Source organism: Gordonia sp. 34D, from assembly GCF_056682775.1.
This window is the reverse complement of the sequence record NZ_CM155293.1, coordinates 2,226,604-2,241,318: the sequence shown is the minus strand read 5'-3', so window position 1 is coordinate 2,241,318 and position 14,715 is coordinate 2,226,604. Positions and strand designations below refer to the sequence as shown.

Genomic DNA, 14,715 nt, shown 5'->3' with positions numbered 1-14,715 from the left:
CTTGCTCGGTTAGGGGATTGCCCGGCGGATCGCGGCGAACGAGATGCCCGACAGCACCGCAGTCACCGCCAGGCCGTAGCCGCCAACCTTGAGCGGCGTCAGATCCATGAACCATCGTCCGACCGCCGGCCATCCGCCACCGAGGCTGGTGCCAAGGACAGAGAGCGCGATGACCAGGGCCAGGGCGACGCCGATCAGGACGAGCGCCGTGATGCCGTACCGCTTGTAGATGGTGGCGGCGAAGAAGCCGATCGTGAAGGTCAGCATCGGTGCCATGAAGTACAGCAGCGTCGCGACCGCCGCGCCTTGGCCCCAAATCCATGGGACGGCGAAGAAGTAGCCGTCGATGCCCCACCCGTTGGTGGCCTTCTCGATGAGACCGCCCACCAGGTACAGCAGGGCGAAGCCGAGTGACGCCAGCACGGCAGTCATGGTGGTTCCGACGTAGAACTCGCGTCGAGAGACACTCATGGCCTGCGAGAACGGGAACGTCATGGACATCGCCTGAATCCCGATGACCGCGAAGTACCAGAGCGGTGCCTGCGACCCGCCGCCGTACATGGGTTCGGTGATGTCGTCGACGGATGCGTAGATCGCGCCGTAGATGATCATCGACACCGCGAACGCTCCGGCAAGAATGATCAACGGCAACCAGATGAAGATCTTCCGGTTGATTAATTGCATGCGAACCACATTCGCGGTCCGCGTGGTCAGGACGGTGGTCATGACTGGGCTCCCATTGAATTGATGGCGGACTCGCGTCGGTCGGTGCGAGTGGTGAGACGAACGATCAACTCCTGCAACGACACCGGCGACATCGACAGGCCTAGCGACGACAGTCGTGCCTCGTCGGACGACGTCAACTGGCCCATGGCGGTAACTGACGCTGTGCCGCCGAGACGTTCCCGATGGAGTTCTTCGCGGTCGCCGACGAAGGTGTCGACGGCATCGGCCGGGCCAACGACGGTGAACGCCATGCCGCGCAGATCGTCGGCCGAGCGATCCAAAACCAGGCGACCGTCGTCGACCACCAGGACGTGCTCGAGGAGGTTCGCGACCTCGTCGATCAAGTGGCTCGACAGCAAGATGGTGCGCGGGGACTCGCTGTAGTCGGCGATGAGGCGGTCGTAGAAGATTTGCCTGGCCACGGCGTCGAGGCCGAGGTATGGCTCGTCGAAGAAGGTCACGTCGGCGCGCGATGCGAGGCCGATGATGACCCCGACGGCCGACCGCTGGCCCCGCGACATTTTCTTGATCCGGCGGCATATCGGGAGGTCGAAGTCCGCGATCAGTTGATCGGCGAGGTCTTGGTTCCAGTTCGGGAAGAACAGTCGTGCCATCGCGAACACCTGGTCCGGCTGTGAGTCCTCCGGGTAGCGCTGCGATTCGCGGACGAAGCAGAGTCGGGGGAGCACCGAGGAGTTCTCGTAGGCGTGCTCCCCGTAGATTAGGGCCTCGCCGGCGGTCGCGAAGTTCTGCGCGGTCAGGATCGACATGAGCGTCGTCTTGCCTGCGCCGTTGCGGCCGAAGAGGCCGCAGATGATGTGCTCGGGGATGTTGAACGTGACGTCGTCGAGGGCAGTGGTGGAGCCGTAGGTTTTCGTGAGGCCGCGGGCACTGATGGCGGGCGAGCCGGTGGTGATGGTCATGGCCGGTCTCCTTCGGGTGCGGTGGATGAGCGTTCGTGGATGAGGGTGATGACGTCGTCGGGGGTGAGTCCGAGCCTGTGTGCTTCGGTCAGCAGCGGCGTCAAATAGCTGTCGGCGAAGGCTTCGCGTCGTCGTCTCCGAAGGGCGGCGCGGGCACCGTCGGCGACGAACATGCCGACACCGCGTTTCTTGTAGAGGACGCCCTGCTCAACGAGGAGGTTGATGCCCTTCGCCGCGGTTGCCGGATTGATTCGGTAGAAGGCCGCGAGCTCGTTGGTGGAGGGTGCGCGGGTTTCTTCACCGAGGCTGCCGTCGACGATCGAATCGGCGACGCTGTCGGCAATCTGTTGAAAAATTGCCCGGCCATCGTCAATCATGTGGCACCTCCTCGCTCTGCTTCATTGGTTAGTTACTCGACTAACTAACCATGTAACTAACTGGCGGGAATGTCAAGGGTAGATTTGGCAATTGTGAAGAACGGTCGCTGCCCGTGCGGTTCGGGCGAAATCCTGTCGGACTGCTGTGGGCGATACCTGGCCGGCCTGGGTGAAGGGAAGCTCGCGCCGACGGCAGAAGCATTGATGCGCAGCAGGTTTACCGCATTCGCGCTCGGCGACGAAGCGCACCTTCTCGCCACTTGGCATCCGACGACGCGCCCCGCCGACCTCGATCTTGACAGCGACACCCGCTGGCTGCATCTAGAGATTCTCGAAACCGTCGACGGTTCGCCCTTCCACCAGACCGGCATCGTCGCCTTCACCGCCACCTATCGCGACGCCGCCGGTCGTGGGGAGTTGCGCGAACGCAGCAGCTTTGAACGCGTCGACGGCGCGTGGCTGTACGTCGATGGGGTGGTGGGGTAGCTCCGTAGTCGAAGCGTTCGCGAACGTGGGCTGGCTGGGGAGTCCGTCCGGGGTCGCTCGTATTTGAATCCCCGATTTGGCCAATTTTCCCAATTATTCGCTGGATGTCTCGCTATAGGGGATTCAAATACGAAGCGGGTTAAAGCCGCCGCGGGTTTTTGGGTGGGCGGGCAGCTGGTGGGGCCGTAGATGTTGGAGGGTGACCACCACAGCAGAGCTTCGCCACACCGCGGTCGAACCCATTCGCCAAACCATCGATATCAATCGACTCGGCCCGCACATCGGTGCCGAGGTTTCCGGCATCGAGATCGCCTCAGCCTCCGACAATCAGATCGCCGACATCCGCGCGGCCCTCGTCGAACACAAAGTCTTGGTGTTGCACGACCAGCACATCGACGACGCCGAGCACATTGCGTTTGCGCGCAGGCTGGGCGAGGTGACGACCGGGCATCCGGTGTGGGACAGCGGCGACGTGCCCGACGAGGTGTACTCCCTCGACAGCACGCTGGACGGCTTCGCCGACACCTGGCACACCGACGTCACGTTCATGGCACGACCGCCGGCCGCGTCGATCTTGCGCCCGCTGATTTTGCCGAGCCTCGGCGGTGACACCAACTGGGCCGACGGGGAGGCCGCGTACGCATCGCTGTCGTCGCCGCTGCAACGACTGGCGGATGAGCTGTTTGCCCTGCACGACGGCACCCGCGAATTCGGCTACTACCTGCGGCATCGCCGCGGCGGGCAAGGCAACGAGTGGGACGGTGGTCGAGTTACCGACCTGGAGCCGGTACGACATCCGGTGGTGCGCGTCCATCCGGAATCGGGCCGCAAAACGCTGTTCGTCAATCCTGGTTTCACGTCGCACATCGAGGGCGTGTCGGACGCGGAAAGCCGCGGCCTGCTCGACGCTTTCTACGCGCACATCACCAAACCCGAGCACATCGTCCGACACCGGTGGCAGCTTGGCGATGTGGTGTTGTGGGACAACCGTTCCACGCTGCATTACGCGAACCGCGACTACACCGAGCGCCGTCGCATGCATCGGGTGACGCTCCGTGGCGACATCCCGGTGGGGGTTTAAGGCTGGACTACTGTTTCGGGCATTCGCTCTTGGCCGGTATGCCGCGCAACCGCGCGTCGAGCCATTCCATGGTTTCCGGGTAGCCAATCACCGCTGCCGAGAGGTGTTCACCCAGCACCTCGCGGTAGGTGGCGTTCGCACCCAGCTTGCACTGCTGGGCGTACAGATTGCGGGCACCCTGAACTGGAAGCCAGATCTCCTGCGCACCGTGATAGATGTACAGCGGCATATCGGACTTCGCATCCGCCATCTCAGTCAGCTCGTAAATCCGGTTGGCGAGCGGGGAGTTGAACGGGTCGGGGTCACTGGAGAGGATCTGCGCCGGCAGAAGCAGCGGGGCCGCAAGACCGTAGTTTGAGCCGCACGAGTTCTTCAACTCCGAGGTCGCGACCCACTGGCCGAGGTTGTTCGTCAGCTTCAGCAGTTCGGGCCGCTCGCGGGCGATGCCGAGGGTCGCGGCCAGCATCACGCCGGTGGCGACGTTCGCGTTCATCGCCTGTGCCAGTAGCCGGAAATCAGCGGGGACACCACCGAGTGCGGCACCGACCATCCGATGAGTCAGATCGGGCGCATACGTTCCGAGGACCTTCGCTGCCCCGTTGGTCGCAATCGCACCGCCGGAGTAGCCGGTGATAGCGACCCGGCTTTTGGCGTACTTCGACGGCTTCCACTTGGCCGCCGCCCGGATCGAGTCGAGGACGATGTGCCCGGCGAGTTCGGGTTCGGCGTAGGCCATCCGCGGCCCCTCGTGGTCGGGCACGATCACCGTGTACCCGCGCGAGAGTGCCAGTTGGGTGGTCGGCGGAAACAGGTCCGTCTGGTTGGTCTTGTCCGAGAACCCGTTGGTGAGGGTGTACCCGGCGGTGCACTCGGTGCCCAGGCCATTAATGGGCAGGTTGTTCAAACGCTTAGGAGTACACCCAGTTTCATGACCAGGAGTTTAGTGCTTGGGGTCTTCGCGTAGTTCGTTGGTCTTCGCTCCCGCACAGACGGAGCGAAGACCAACGAAGTACGCGAACGTGGGACGGGGCTTACGGTGACCAGCAACTTCTCGAAGGCATGCGACTGGAAGACGCTCTTCGTGGGTCGGGCCAGTAGGGGCCAGCCTTCCCGTGCCATACGGCGCCGATGCCGTCGTACACCTAGCGGCGTTTATTGGGCGCGACCAGAACTTTGTGGACGAGCACGCCGCGGATTGATCGGGCCGAGAGGCGAGGATCGCGCGAGACCCGCACGATTGCACGAACCTATGCAGACAACGGCGGCGAACCCCAGGGCGGTCAAGGGGACCCTGTTGTTTATGGGCACCTTCAAGAAGTTATGAAACGGGCTGCCGAAGGTGCGTACACGAATTCCGAGGAGCAGCGGCGCTATCTCGCGGCGGTTGATGCGGCAAAACAGACGGCTAATTACGATGCCGTGTCGTCTGTGGTGACGACGGCGTTCGGCGCTGTTCCGTTTGCTGGGACTGCTGTCGCGACCAGCATTTCGGCGACTGACCCCTACCTGAAATTGAGCATCCTTGGTGTTTTGAATCCATATAACATCGAGGGCGATCGTCGTTATAAAACGATTCAGGACCTCGTCAATTCTGAGGATGACGAATCCACGGCCGCGCTAATCATGATTGATCAGCTTGCCAAGACCGGCAAGATATCGACGAAGACCAAGGACTACAAGTACGCGACAGATACAGATCGGACATTGAAGGATCGGCGGGACGCAGCGAACGAGATTTGGAAGCGGAAGATGGGCTCGGAAAATCTGTTTTGGATTAAGGTTGCCGCGGCTAAGGGTTTGGAGACGATCACTAATGGCTGACTACCAGTTGCGCCGCGCGCTGCTTTGTGCGTTTTTTACCGCAGTCACAGCATTGAGTGTGGTGGCGTGTGGTTCGTCAGCAACTCCGGATTCTGTGTCGAGTGCGCCGTCGTCGGTGGCGGTGCGTCCGATCGTTGATGATTGGACGGTGGTGTGGACTCGGACTGGGGCGGTGGATTTGATGTCTTCGGAGGGGACGTATTTGCGGGCTGTTGCTGAGTCGGTTGAGCGTGCTGGCGCTTCTGGGGATATTGGGCGGGCTTTTCCTGGTTTTGTGGATGTGCCGTCTGGTCATTTTCGTAGCGAGTACGGCGAGTGGTTTGAGGTTCGGGCGGCTCGGCAGTCGACGGGGACTCGTCGTTTTTGGGTAGAGAGCTTGGTTCGGCCCTCGCCGAGGACGATGTCGGCCATCATTTGTCAGGACTTTTCAGGGACGTCCGGTCTCGATAATGGTCGTTGGACCAGTAGAGGATCGGTACCTGGTAGGCGTATTGAGGTTCGTAAGGATGGTGTGGATGTCCCGCCTGTTCGGCAGGCGGGTTCGTCGTCGACGCCGGAGGTCGATGTGTTCGGGAGTTGGCTCACGACGAGGGTGACGAACCTCGGTGGTGATGAGAGTCCCTGCGGTCCCGACGGGCGAGAGACTTCGAGGGATACTCCGCCGCCGAAGTTGCCTGCGTGGCCGGGTTGGCCTTCTCGGGACGGTGTTTAGTGCGGCGTCAGTTGGGTCGTGCATCGTTTGGTGTCGCTGCAGCGGTGATTGCCGGAGCAGTTCTGGTGGGGTGTGGTTCGTCAGCAACTCCGGATTCTGCGTCGAGTGCGCCGTCGTCGGTGCCGGTGCGTCCGGTTATTGATGATTGGACGGTGGTGTGGACTCCGACGGAGGCGTTGGATTTAATGTCGTCGGAGGGGACCTATCTGCGGGCTGTTGCTGAGTCGGTTGAGCGCGCTGGGGTTTCTGGTGATATTTCGCGGGCTTTTCCCGGTTTTGTGGATGTGCCGTCCGGTCATTTTCGCGGTGAGTACGACGAGTGGTTTGAGGTTCGGGCGGCGCGCGCGACAACAGGCACTCGCCGTTTTTGGGTTCAAGATGTGGTCCGCCGAACACCTATGACGGTTTCAGCTGTGATTTGTCAGGACACTTCGGGCACTGCAGGTTTCGGGAATGGAACCTGGACGACAGGGCGGATCCCCTCTGGGAGGCGTATCGAGGTCAGTAAGGACGAGAACAATCTTCCACCTGCCCGACAGTCTGGTCCTGCTGCTACTCCGGAGGTCGATGTGTTCGGGAGTTGGCGTACGACGAGGGTGACGAACCTTGTTGGTGAGAGTCCCTGTGGTCCTGTCCTGGACGAGACTACGAGGACTACTCCGCCGCCCAAGTTGCCTGCGTCGCCGGGTTGGCCCTCGCGCGACGGTGTTTAGTGCGGGGTAGTTCCGTATTTGAATCCCCGATTGGGCCAACGTGGAGACATCCGGTGGGGGTGTGCGACCGCGCTGGTGACCTGTAGCTCGCTGGCTATTCTGGGACGGCAGCTGGACCGGACGTAGCAAATGGGACTGTTGCGAAATCTACTGTTTCGGGCATTCGCTCTTGGCCGGTATGCCGCGCAACCGCGCGTCGAGCCATTCCATGGTTTCCGGGTAGCCAATCACCGCTGCCGAGAGGTGTTCACCCAGCACCTCGCGGTAGGTGGCATTCGCGCCCAGCTTGCACTGTTGGGCGTACAGATTGCGGGCACCCTGAACTGGAATCCAGATCTCCTGCGCACCGTGATAGATGTACAGCGGCATATCGGACTTCACATCCGCCATCTCAGTCAGCTCGTAAATCCGGTTGGCGAGCGGGGAGTTGAACGGGTCGGGGTCACTGGAAAGAATCTGCGCCGGCAACAGCAGCGGAGCGGCAAGGCCGTAGTTCGAGCCGCACGAGTTCTTCAACTCCGAGGTCGCGACCCACTGGCCGAGGTTGTTCGTCAGCTTCAGCAGTTCGGGCCGCTCGCGGGCGATGCCGAGGGTCGCGGCCAGCATGACGCCGGTGGCGACGTTCGCGTTCATCGCCTGTGCCAGTAGCCGGAAGTCGGCGGGGACGCCACCGAGCGCGGCACCGACCATGCGCGGGGTCAGGTCGGGGGCATAGGTTCCGAGAACCTTCGCGGCACCGTTGGTCGCGATCGCACCGCCGGAGTAGCCGGTGATAGCGACCCGGCTCTTGGCGTACTTCGACGGCTTCCACTTGGCCGCCGCCCGGATCGAGTCCAGGACGATGTGCCCGGCGAGTTCGGGTTCGGCATAGGCCATCCGCGGCCCCTCGTGGTCGGGCACGATCACCGTGTACCCGCGGGACAGTGCCAACTGCGTGGTCGGCGGAAAGAGGTCCGTCTGATTGGTCTTGTCCGAGAAACCGTTGGTGAGGGTGTACCCGGCGGTGCACTCGGTGCCCAGCCCGTTAATCGGCAGGTTGTTCACCAAGATTGGGCGAGGACCGGAGCCCTTCCACGCCGCCCGCGGTTCGATGACCGTGGCCGTTGCCGGGATCGGTTGTCCGTGCACATCGGTCGAACGGAACTTCAACATCCGTGCGCTGCGGATCGGGACGGTCACCAGGAACCCGGCGACGCTGGTGACGTCGCGGGTCGCGATCACGGCACCCGGCGCCCGTTTGGCCAGGCTCGTCGGCCAGCGGTCGAGCATCGCGTCGCCGATGGGGTCGGGCAGGATCGCATTCCGTAATTCCAGCGTGGCGTGGTCGTAGCCGGGGGAGTAGGCGCGCTGCGGGATGGTCTTCAGTCGCGGAATGGGTGCTGGCGGGACCACCTCGTCGACGCCCTCGACCACCCAACCGGGCAGTGGCGCAAGATTCGGCGCGGTGAGACGGGGCGGCTCGGCGTGCACAGGCGCGGCAGTGATCAGCGTGGCCACGGCAAGCGTTGAAACGCTCAGAAGTACACCCAGTTTCATGACCAGGAGTTTAGTGCTTCGGGTCTTCGCGTAGTTCGTTGGTCTTCGCTCCCGCACAGACAGAGCGAAGACCAACGAAGTACGCGAACGCGAGTTACGGCGTCCAAGCCGGGTCGCGTCCGGCGAACCCAATGACCTGCGCGGTGTCGTCGCTGCCCGCGGGAACGTCGACTGCCGGCCCGAAAACTCCCGGCCTTCGGGTCACCTCTTCGGGAACTTCGGCGAAGATGCCGCGGATGTATTCGACGGCTTCGGCGGGGAAGGTGACTTGCTGGCCGGAGGAGGCGGCGAGGTCCCATCCGTGAAGGAACAGGTCGACCGCCGGGAACGACAGTCCGTCGCGCACACTCCGACGACCGGCGGGACTGTCGACTTCGCGGTCGAGGTCGGTCACGTTGGCCAGTGCATCGCGGGCCTCGGCGACGGTGGCCGCCCACCATTGCGCCGCGTTGCCGTCAATGGCCGACGATGGTGGGTTGTGCGGATTGAAGTCGCGTTCGCCGCCACGCAAAATGCGCGTGCCGATGTTGGTGGCGTCGCCTACGTGCCCGAGCACATCGAGCGCCGACCATCCCTCGCATGGCGAGGCCACCGCCCACCCGTCGTCGGGTACCGCCGCAACAATGTCGCTAAAGAAGGTGAGGCCGTTGTTGTACATATCAAGGGCGTTCCAGGGCATGGCTTGCTCCGATCGGAAAGGGATGGGAAAAAGCGTAGCCCGGACCTGCGACTATCGCCTGGCTTCCGCAGTGAGCATCGGTTTACAGGTAGCGTGGAACGCGTGGCTGTCTCCGATTTCGACACTCCTGCACCGGCTCTCACGACTCTCGGCGAACTCCGTGCCTCCGGGCACACCGAACGCAGCATTCGCGATGAACTCCGGAACAACTTGCTGACCGCACTGCGCGCGGGCGAAAGCCCGTGGGATGGGATCGTCGGCTTCGACGACACCGTCCTTCCTCAGCTCGAACGCGCCCTCATCGCCGGTCACGACGTGGTGATGCTTGGCGAACGTGGCCAGGGCAAGACGCGCCTGCTGCGGACCCTCGTCGCGCTGCTCGACGAGTGGACGCCCGTCATCGACGGCTCCGACCTCGACGAGCATCCCTTCACCCCGATCTTGCCCGCATCGATTCGACGGGCCGCCGAACTGGGCGACGACCTTCCCATCGCGTGGCGTCACCGCACCGAGCGGTACCGCGAGAAGCTCGCCACCCCGGACACCTCCGTCGCCGACCTGGTGGGCGACGTCGACCCCATGAAGGTGGCCGAAGGTCGCAGCCTCGGCGATCCGGAAACCATCGCTTTCGGTCTGATCCCGCGGTCGCACCGCGGCATCATCGCCATCAACGAGCTACCTGACCTCGCCGAACGCATCCAGGTGTCGATGCTGAACGTGATGGAAGAACGCGACGTGCAGGTCCGCGGCTACAGCCTCCGACTGCCGCTCGACGTGCTCGTCACCGCGAGCGCCAACCCCGAGGACTACACCAACCGCGGCCGCATCATCACCCCGCTCAAGGACCGTTTCGGTGCCGAGATCCGCACGCACTACCCGCTGGATTTGGAAGACGAGATGGACGTCATCGAGCAGGAAGCGGACCTCGTCGCGACCGTGCCCGACTACCTCATCGAGGTCCTCGCGCGTTTCACCCGCTACGCCCGCGAGCACCCGTCGATCGACCAGCGCTCGGGCGTTTCGGCCCGCTTCTCCATCGCGGGCGCGGAGACCGTCGCGGCGGCGGCGCTGCACCGCTCGGCAGTCGCACGGGAAGAGTTTCCCGTCGCCCGTCCAGTCGACCTGCAATCGGTGATTGAGGTCCTGCGCGGCAAGGTGGAGTTCGAGTCCGGCGAAGAAGGCCGCGAACTCGAGATTCTCGACTACCTGCTCCGCAAGTCGGTCGCCGACACCGTCCGCGCGCACCTCGGCGGCGTCGATATGCGACCACTGGTCGCCGCCCTCGAAGCTGGCGAAGAAGTCCTGACTGGCGATCGCGTGCCCGCCACCGACGTGCTGACCGCACTCGGCGACAACGGTGAGGTTGCCGCACTTCTCGACGACATTGCGGCCCGGCTCGACGCCACCGAAGACGCCGAGCGGGCCAGCGCCGCCGAACTCGCTCTCGAAGGCCTGTACTTGGCGCGCCGGATCGGCAAGGACACCGACGAATACGGTCGGACCACCTACCTGGTGGAATCTCCAGACGAAGAGTGACAAACCCATGACGCGACGTCGATTTCATCGTTCCGCCTACCGGCGCTATACCGGCGGGCCCGACCCGCTGGCACCACCGGTCGACCTCCGCGAAGCGCTGGAGGCCATCGGCGACGACGTGATGTCGGGAGCGTCGCCCGACCGTGCGCTCCGCGAGTATTTGCGTCGCGGTAGTGAAAACATGCGCGGGCTGGACAAGCTCGCGGAGATGGCGAATCGGCGTCGTCGCGAACTGCTTCGCAACCGCAATCTGGATGGGACATTCGACGAGATCCGCGAACTCCTCGATTCGGCCGTGCTGAATGAACGCAAGCAGCTCGCGCGCGACCTAGACGACGACGCACGGTTCGCCGAAATGCAGATTGAGAACCTCCCGGCGTCCACGGCGCAGGCCGTCAAAGAACTGTCGGACTACAACTGGCGCAGCCCGGAGGCGAAGGCCGATTACGACAAGATCTCCGACCTTCTCGGTCGCGAGGCGCTCGACCAACGTTTCGCCGGCATGAAGGAGGCGCTCGAAGGTGCCACCGATGAGGATCGGCAGCGGATTTCGGAGATGCTCGACGACCTGAACGAGCTGTTGGCCGCGCACAATCGGGGCGAGGACACCACCGAGCAGTTCGAAGAGTTCATGGACAAGCACGGCGAGTACTTCCCCGAGAACCCAGAGAACACCCAGGAACTCGTCGACTCGCTCGCCGCACGCTCAGCAGCGGCGCAACAGTTCTTCAACTCGCTCACCCCCGAGCAGCAGGCCGAGTTGGCTGAGTTGTCGGCGCAAGCCTTCGGGTCGCCGCAGTTGATGTCGCAGCTCGCGCAGATGGACGCCGCGTTGCAGGAAGCGCGACCTGACCTGAATTGGAATGGCGGGCAACAGTTCTCGGGCGACAACCCGATGGGGATGGGCGAGGGCGCGGCCGCCCTGCGTGACATCGCTGACCTTGAGAACCTCGCCGAGCTGCTCTCGCAGGGATATGCCGGCGCGCAACTCGACGATATTGACCTCGATGCGCTGGCCCGACAGCTCGGTGACGAAGCCGCCGCCGATGCCCGCACGCTCGCAGAGCTCGACAAGGCGATGCGTGAGGAAGGCTACTTCGACCGCACGCCGGACGGGAAGACGCGACTGAGCCCGAAGGCGATGCGCCGGCTGGGCCAGGCGATCTTGCGTGACATCGCGCAGCAGTTGTCGGCGCGCGGCGGTGACCGGGATGCAGATCAGGCTGGCCGACTCGGCGAACCGACAGGTAGCACCCGCGAATGGCAGTTCGGCGATACCCAACCCTGGAACGTGACCCGCACCGTCACCAACGCGGTGCTGCGAACCGTTTCAGAAAATCCATCCGCTGCCGCCGACCTGGCCGCGGGGAGTGGCGTCCGGATCGACGTCGGCGACATCGAGGTCATCGAAACCGAGGCCCGCACACAGGCAGCCGTCGTCCTGCTGGTCGATACGTCGTTCTCCATGGTGATGGAGGGGCGCTGGACGCCGATGAAGCGGACCGCGCTCGCGCTCAATCAGTTGATCTCGACGCGGTTCCGGACCGACGAACTGCACCTCATCGAGTTTGGCCGCATCGCCCGCGACACCACCGTCGAAAAGCTCACCGGCCTCGATCCGCGGATGGAGCAGGGCACCAACCTGCACCACGGACTCATGTTGGCGCAGAGGCACTTTCGTCGCTTCCCGAACGCGCAACCGGTCCTGCTGATCGTCACCGACGGTGAACCGACCGCCCACCTGGAATCAAACGGTGAAGAGTTTTTCTTCTACCCACCGCACCCGCGGACCATCGGGTTGACCGTCGCCGAACTCGACCACCTGTCCCGCATGGGAACGCAGACCACGTTTTTCCGCCTCGGGGACGATCCCGGTCTGGCCCGCTTCATCGACCGCATCGCACGCCGGATCGGCGGCCGCGTTGTCGCACCGGAATTGGACGGTCTTGGCGCGGCAGTGGTGGGAGATTACCTGCGAGCGCGGCGGTCGTAGGCGGCAATCAACGGGGGGACGGCATTAGGCTGGGGGCATTAGGCTGGTGGCCATGACCGATCAGAGCGAGCCAGCCCCCATCATGCGCGTCAGCGATGCCGATCGGGAGCACACCCATTCGTATCTGTCGGCGGCGATGTCGTTGGGAGTGCTGAATCCGGAGGAGTACACCGAGCGGGCCGGTCGTGCCGCGGCCGCGCAGACGCGCGCCGACCTGGATTTGTTGACGGCCGATCTGCCGATCGATCAGTTGCGGGTGGCCGTCCAGTCGCAGACTGGGAATACCCAAGTCAGTAAGGCGACACAGGTCAGTGCGTCGGGCGCTAATCCGGTGACAAAGGTGACCGGGTTTATCGGGAGCAGTGATGTGGGCGGCGGTGCCGTCGTCGGCGACATGCTGCGAGTCAAGGCGACGATGGGCAGTGTGGCGCTCGACCTCCGGGACGCCGAGTTCACCGCCCCCGTCCTGACCGTGAAGTGTCGTGCATTCATGGGCACCATCGACATCACGGTGCCGCCAGATGTGACGCTGGAAGTGCACGGTAACGGCATCGTCGGCGGCGTCGAAAGCTCGGCGGCCGGCCCCGGCGGTGAGGGCGCTCCCCGGGTGGTCGTGCAGGGACGGGCAGTCGCGGGCAGCATCAACATCCAACGTCGGCCACGCGGCGAACACATTGGGCCGCGCCGGGCACGTTAGGCCAACGTCGCCGCGATCAGAGCGATGACCGGGATCGAGACCAACGTTGTCATGAGGGCGGAGTCGCGGGCGAGGACTTCGCCACGCTGGTATCTCGTCGCGTAGACGAGGACGTTCTGTGCGGTCGGAAGTGCGGCGATGACGACCTGTGCGAACAGTGCGTGACCGGTGAGGCCGAACGCCCACTTCGCCAAGGCGAACGCCACCAGCGGCATCGCGACCATCTTCATCACCGACGCGAGGGCGATGTCGCGGCGCGGGCTTTGCCCCTTCTTGAAGACGGCGACACCGGTCAATGTCAGACCGAACGTCAGGAGCGCGAGCGGCACCGATGCCTGCCCCAGCATGTTGAGCGGCTCCATCACCGACTGCGGAGGCGTCCAACCGACGAGCGAAACCGCGAGGCCGATCACGCCACCAATGAGGATCGGATTCCGCAGTGGCACGAGGGCGGTCTTCAACGTCGACGTGCGCTTGCCGCCCGGTCCGGCAACCGGGTCAAGGGCAGTCAAGTCGAGCGCAGTCAACGCGATGGGGGAGTAGAAGACGATCTGGAACAGCAGAAGCGGCGCGATAAACGAGGCGTCGTCGAGCACAAAGATCGCGATCGGCAATCCCAAATTCACGCTGTTGACGTACGACGACGACAGTGCGCCGATCACCAACTCGGGAACCGCGCGACGCAGCCAGAGGCGGGCGATCACCACATAGGCGGCACCCACGATGAGCGCGGAAGCCGAAGCGATCGCCAGGGTCGAGGAGAAGACCACCGACAGGTCGCTGGTGGCGAGAGAATGGATGAGCAGTGCCGGCGTGCAGACGAAGAAGACAAGGCGTGCCAGGACCGACGACGCGTGCTCGCCGAGGCTGCCGGTCCGGCCCAAAAGGTAGCCGAGCGCGACGACAAGAAAGATAACGGTAAACCCGGAGACGACGCCTGACACTCGTCGAACCTATGCCCGCGATAGCACGGTCGCGAAATATTGTGGCCCAGCCAACCCCTGGCGTTTTGCGTCGCAGCCCCTCGTGCGGCTAATCTGGTCTGGTTGTGTGCCGCGGTCGCTATGCCGTGGTGACCAAGCGATCAGTGGGTTTGGCGGATCGGGGCTTCCTCCCGAATCCCACCCGCACCAGGTAAGAGAAGGGCTGGAACCATGGCAGTACCCAAGCGCCGGATGTCGCGGGCCAACACCCGCAGTCGTCGTTCGCAGTGGAAGGCCGACAACGTCACACTGCAAGAAGAGAAGATCAACGGCGTTTCGCAGCGTATCCCGCGTCGCCTGGTCAAGGCCGCGAAGCTCGGCTTGGTCGACCTCGACCGCCGCTAAACGCTAGCGTCAAAGCTTAGAAAGCTGTGCCCGACGAGAAATCGTCGGGCACAGCTTTTTTGGTATTTGCGAGGCTGATACCAGTCACGGTGAGGTCTCGAACTCAT

The 14,715-nt window shown here is 63.7% G+C and carries 14 protein-coding genes; 7 read left to right on the top strand and 7 right to left on the bottom strand.

Annotation, left to right across the window (positions count from 1 at the left end; all coding sequences use genetic code 11):
* Nucleotides 1-9: 9 nt before the first annotated feature.
* Genes AC1L34_RS10415 through AC1L34_RS10405 form a run of 3 tightly spaced genes read right to left on the bottom strand, consistent with a single transcriptional unit; the run spans nt 10 to nt 2,026 of the window.
* On the bottom strand, nt 10-726 hold the full coding sequence (locus tag AC1L34_RS10415; RefSeq protein WP_480034745.1) for a hypothetical protein: 717 nt from the start codon (nt 724-726) through the stop codon (nt 10-12).
* Complete coding sequence (locus tag AC1L34_RS10410) at nt 723-1,649, bottom strand: ABC transporter ATP-binding protein (RefSeq protein ID WP_424324223.1); 927 nt, start codon at nt 1,647-1,649, stop codon at nt 723-725. Before AC1L34_RS10410 ends, AC1L34_RS10415 begins: the two co-directional genes overlap by 4 nt.
* Complete coding sequence (locus AC1L34_RS10405; RefSeq protein WP_424293676.1) at nt 1,646-2,026, bottom strand: GntR family transcriptional regulator; 381 nt, start codon at nt 2,024-2,026, stop codon at nt 1,646-1,648. Before AC1L34_RS10405 ends, AC1L34_RS10410 begins: the two co-directional genes overlap by 4 nt.
* A 93-nt stretch (nt 2,027-2,119) precedes the next feature.
* Between AC1L34_RS10405 and AC1L34_RS10400 the strand changes: the two genes are divergently transcribed.
* Together AC1L34_RS10400 and AC1L34_RS10395 are read left to right on the top strand one after the other, a co-directional pair.
* Nucleotides 2,120-2,512 carry a YchJ family protein gene (locus AC1L34_RS10400; protein ID WP_424325207.1) on the top strand — a complete coding sequence of 131 codons (393 nt, stop codon included), beginning with the start codon at nt 2,120-2,122 and terminating at the stop codon, nt 2,510-2,512.
* A gap of 199 nt (nt 2,513-2,711) precedes the next feature.
* Nucleotides 2,712-3,593 (top strand): TauD/TfdA dioxygenase family protein, encoded by an 882-nt coding sequence (locus AC1L34_RS10395; RefSeq protein WP_424295581.1) that lies wholly within the window; start codon nt 2,712-2,714, stop codon nt 3,591-3,593.
* A 7-nt stretch (nt 3,594-3,600) separates the two neighbouring features.
* Here AC1L34_RS10395 and AC1L34_RS10390 read toward each other — a convergent pair whose 3' ends face one another.
* A complete protein-coding gene (locus tag AC1L34_RS10390; protein WP_480034744.1) occupies nt 3,601-4,497 on the bottom strand; it encodes a lipase family protein in 897 nt (298 codons plus the stop codon).
* 416 nt (nt 4,498-4,913) lie between these two features.
* Between AC1L34_RS10390 and AC1L34_RS10385 the strand changes: the two genes are divergently transcribed.
* The gene (locus AC1L34_RS10385) at nt 4,914-5,414 is read left to right on the top strand and encodes a hypothetical protein (protein ID WP_480034743.1); all 501 of its coding nucleotides are present in this window, start codon (nt 4,914-4,916) and stop codon (nt 5,412-5,414) included.
* A 1,572-nt stretch (nt 5,415-6,986) separates the two neighbouring features.
* Here the strand turns inward: AC1L34_RS10385 and AC1L34_RS10380 are convergent.
* Nucleotides 6,987-8,375, bottom strand: coding sequence for a lipase family protein (locus AC1L34_RS10380; protein WP_480034742.1), 1,389 nt, complete (start codon nt 8,373-8,375; stop codon nt 6,987-6,989).
* Nucleotides 8,376-8,469: 94 nt separating this feature from the next.
* Complete coding sequence (locus AC1L34_RS10375) at nt 8,470-9,054, bottom strand: TIGR03086 family metal-binding protein (protein ID WP_424324397.1); 585 nt, start codon at nt 9,052-9,054, stop codon at nt 8,470-8,472.
* Nucleotides 9,055-9,147: 93 nt separating this feature from the next.
* Between AC1L34_RS10375 and AC1L34_RS10370 the strand changes: the two genes are divergently transcribed.
* The 3 genes from AC1L34_RS10370 to AC1L34_RS10360 are packed head-to-tail and all read left to right on the top strand — an operon-like array spanning nt 9,148 to nt 13,280.
* Entirely contained in the window at nt 9,148-10,590 is a 1,443-nt protein-coding gene (locus AC1L34_RS10370) for a magnesium chelatase ATPase subunit I (protein WP_424296445.1), read from the top strand.
* Between the two features lie 7 nt (nt 10,591-10,597).
* Nucleotides 10,598-12,583 carry a vWA domain-containing protein gene (locus AC1L34_RS10365; RefSeq protein WP_424324396.1) on the top strand — a complete coding sequence of 662 codons (1,986 nt, stop codon included), beginning with the start codon at nt 10,598-10,600 and terminating at the stop codon, nt 12,581-12,583.
* 52 nt (nt 12,584-12,635) lie between these two features.
* A complete protein-coding gene (locus tag AC1L34_RS10360; RefSeq protein ID WP_424296439.1) occupies nt 12,636-13,280 on the top strand; it encodes a DUF1707 SHOCT-like domain-containing protein in 645 nt (214 codons plus the stop codon).
* On the opposite strand, the gene AC1L34_RS10355 is transcribed toward AC1L34_RS10360, so the two are convergent.
* Nucleotides 13,277-14,224 (bottom strand): AEC family transporter, encoded by a 948-nt coding sequence (locus tag AC1L34_RS10355; RefSeq protein ID WP_424324395.1) that lies wholly within the window; start codon nt 14,222-14,224, stop codon nt 13,277-13,279. The genes AC1L34_RS10360 and AC1L34_RS10355 overlap by 4 nt on opposite strands.
* Nucleotides 14,225-14,434: 210 nt before the next feature.
* Between AC1L34_RS10355 and rpmF the strand changes: the two genes are divergently transcribed.
* On the top strand, nt 14,435-14,608 hold the full coding sequence (rpmF, locus tag AC1L34_RS10350; RefSeq protein ID WP_424296435.1) for a 50S ribosomal protein L32: 174 nt from the start codon (nt 14,435-14,437) through the stop codon (nt 14,606-14,608).
* The last annotated feature ends 107 nt before the right edge of the window (nt 14,609-14,715 follow it).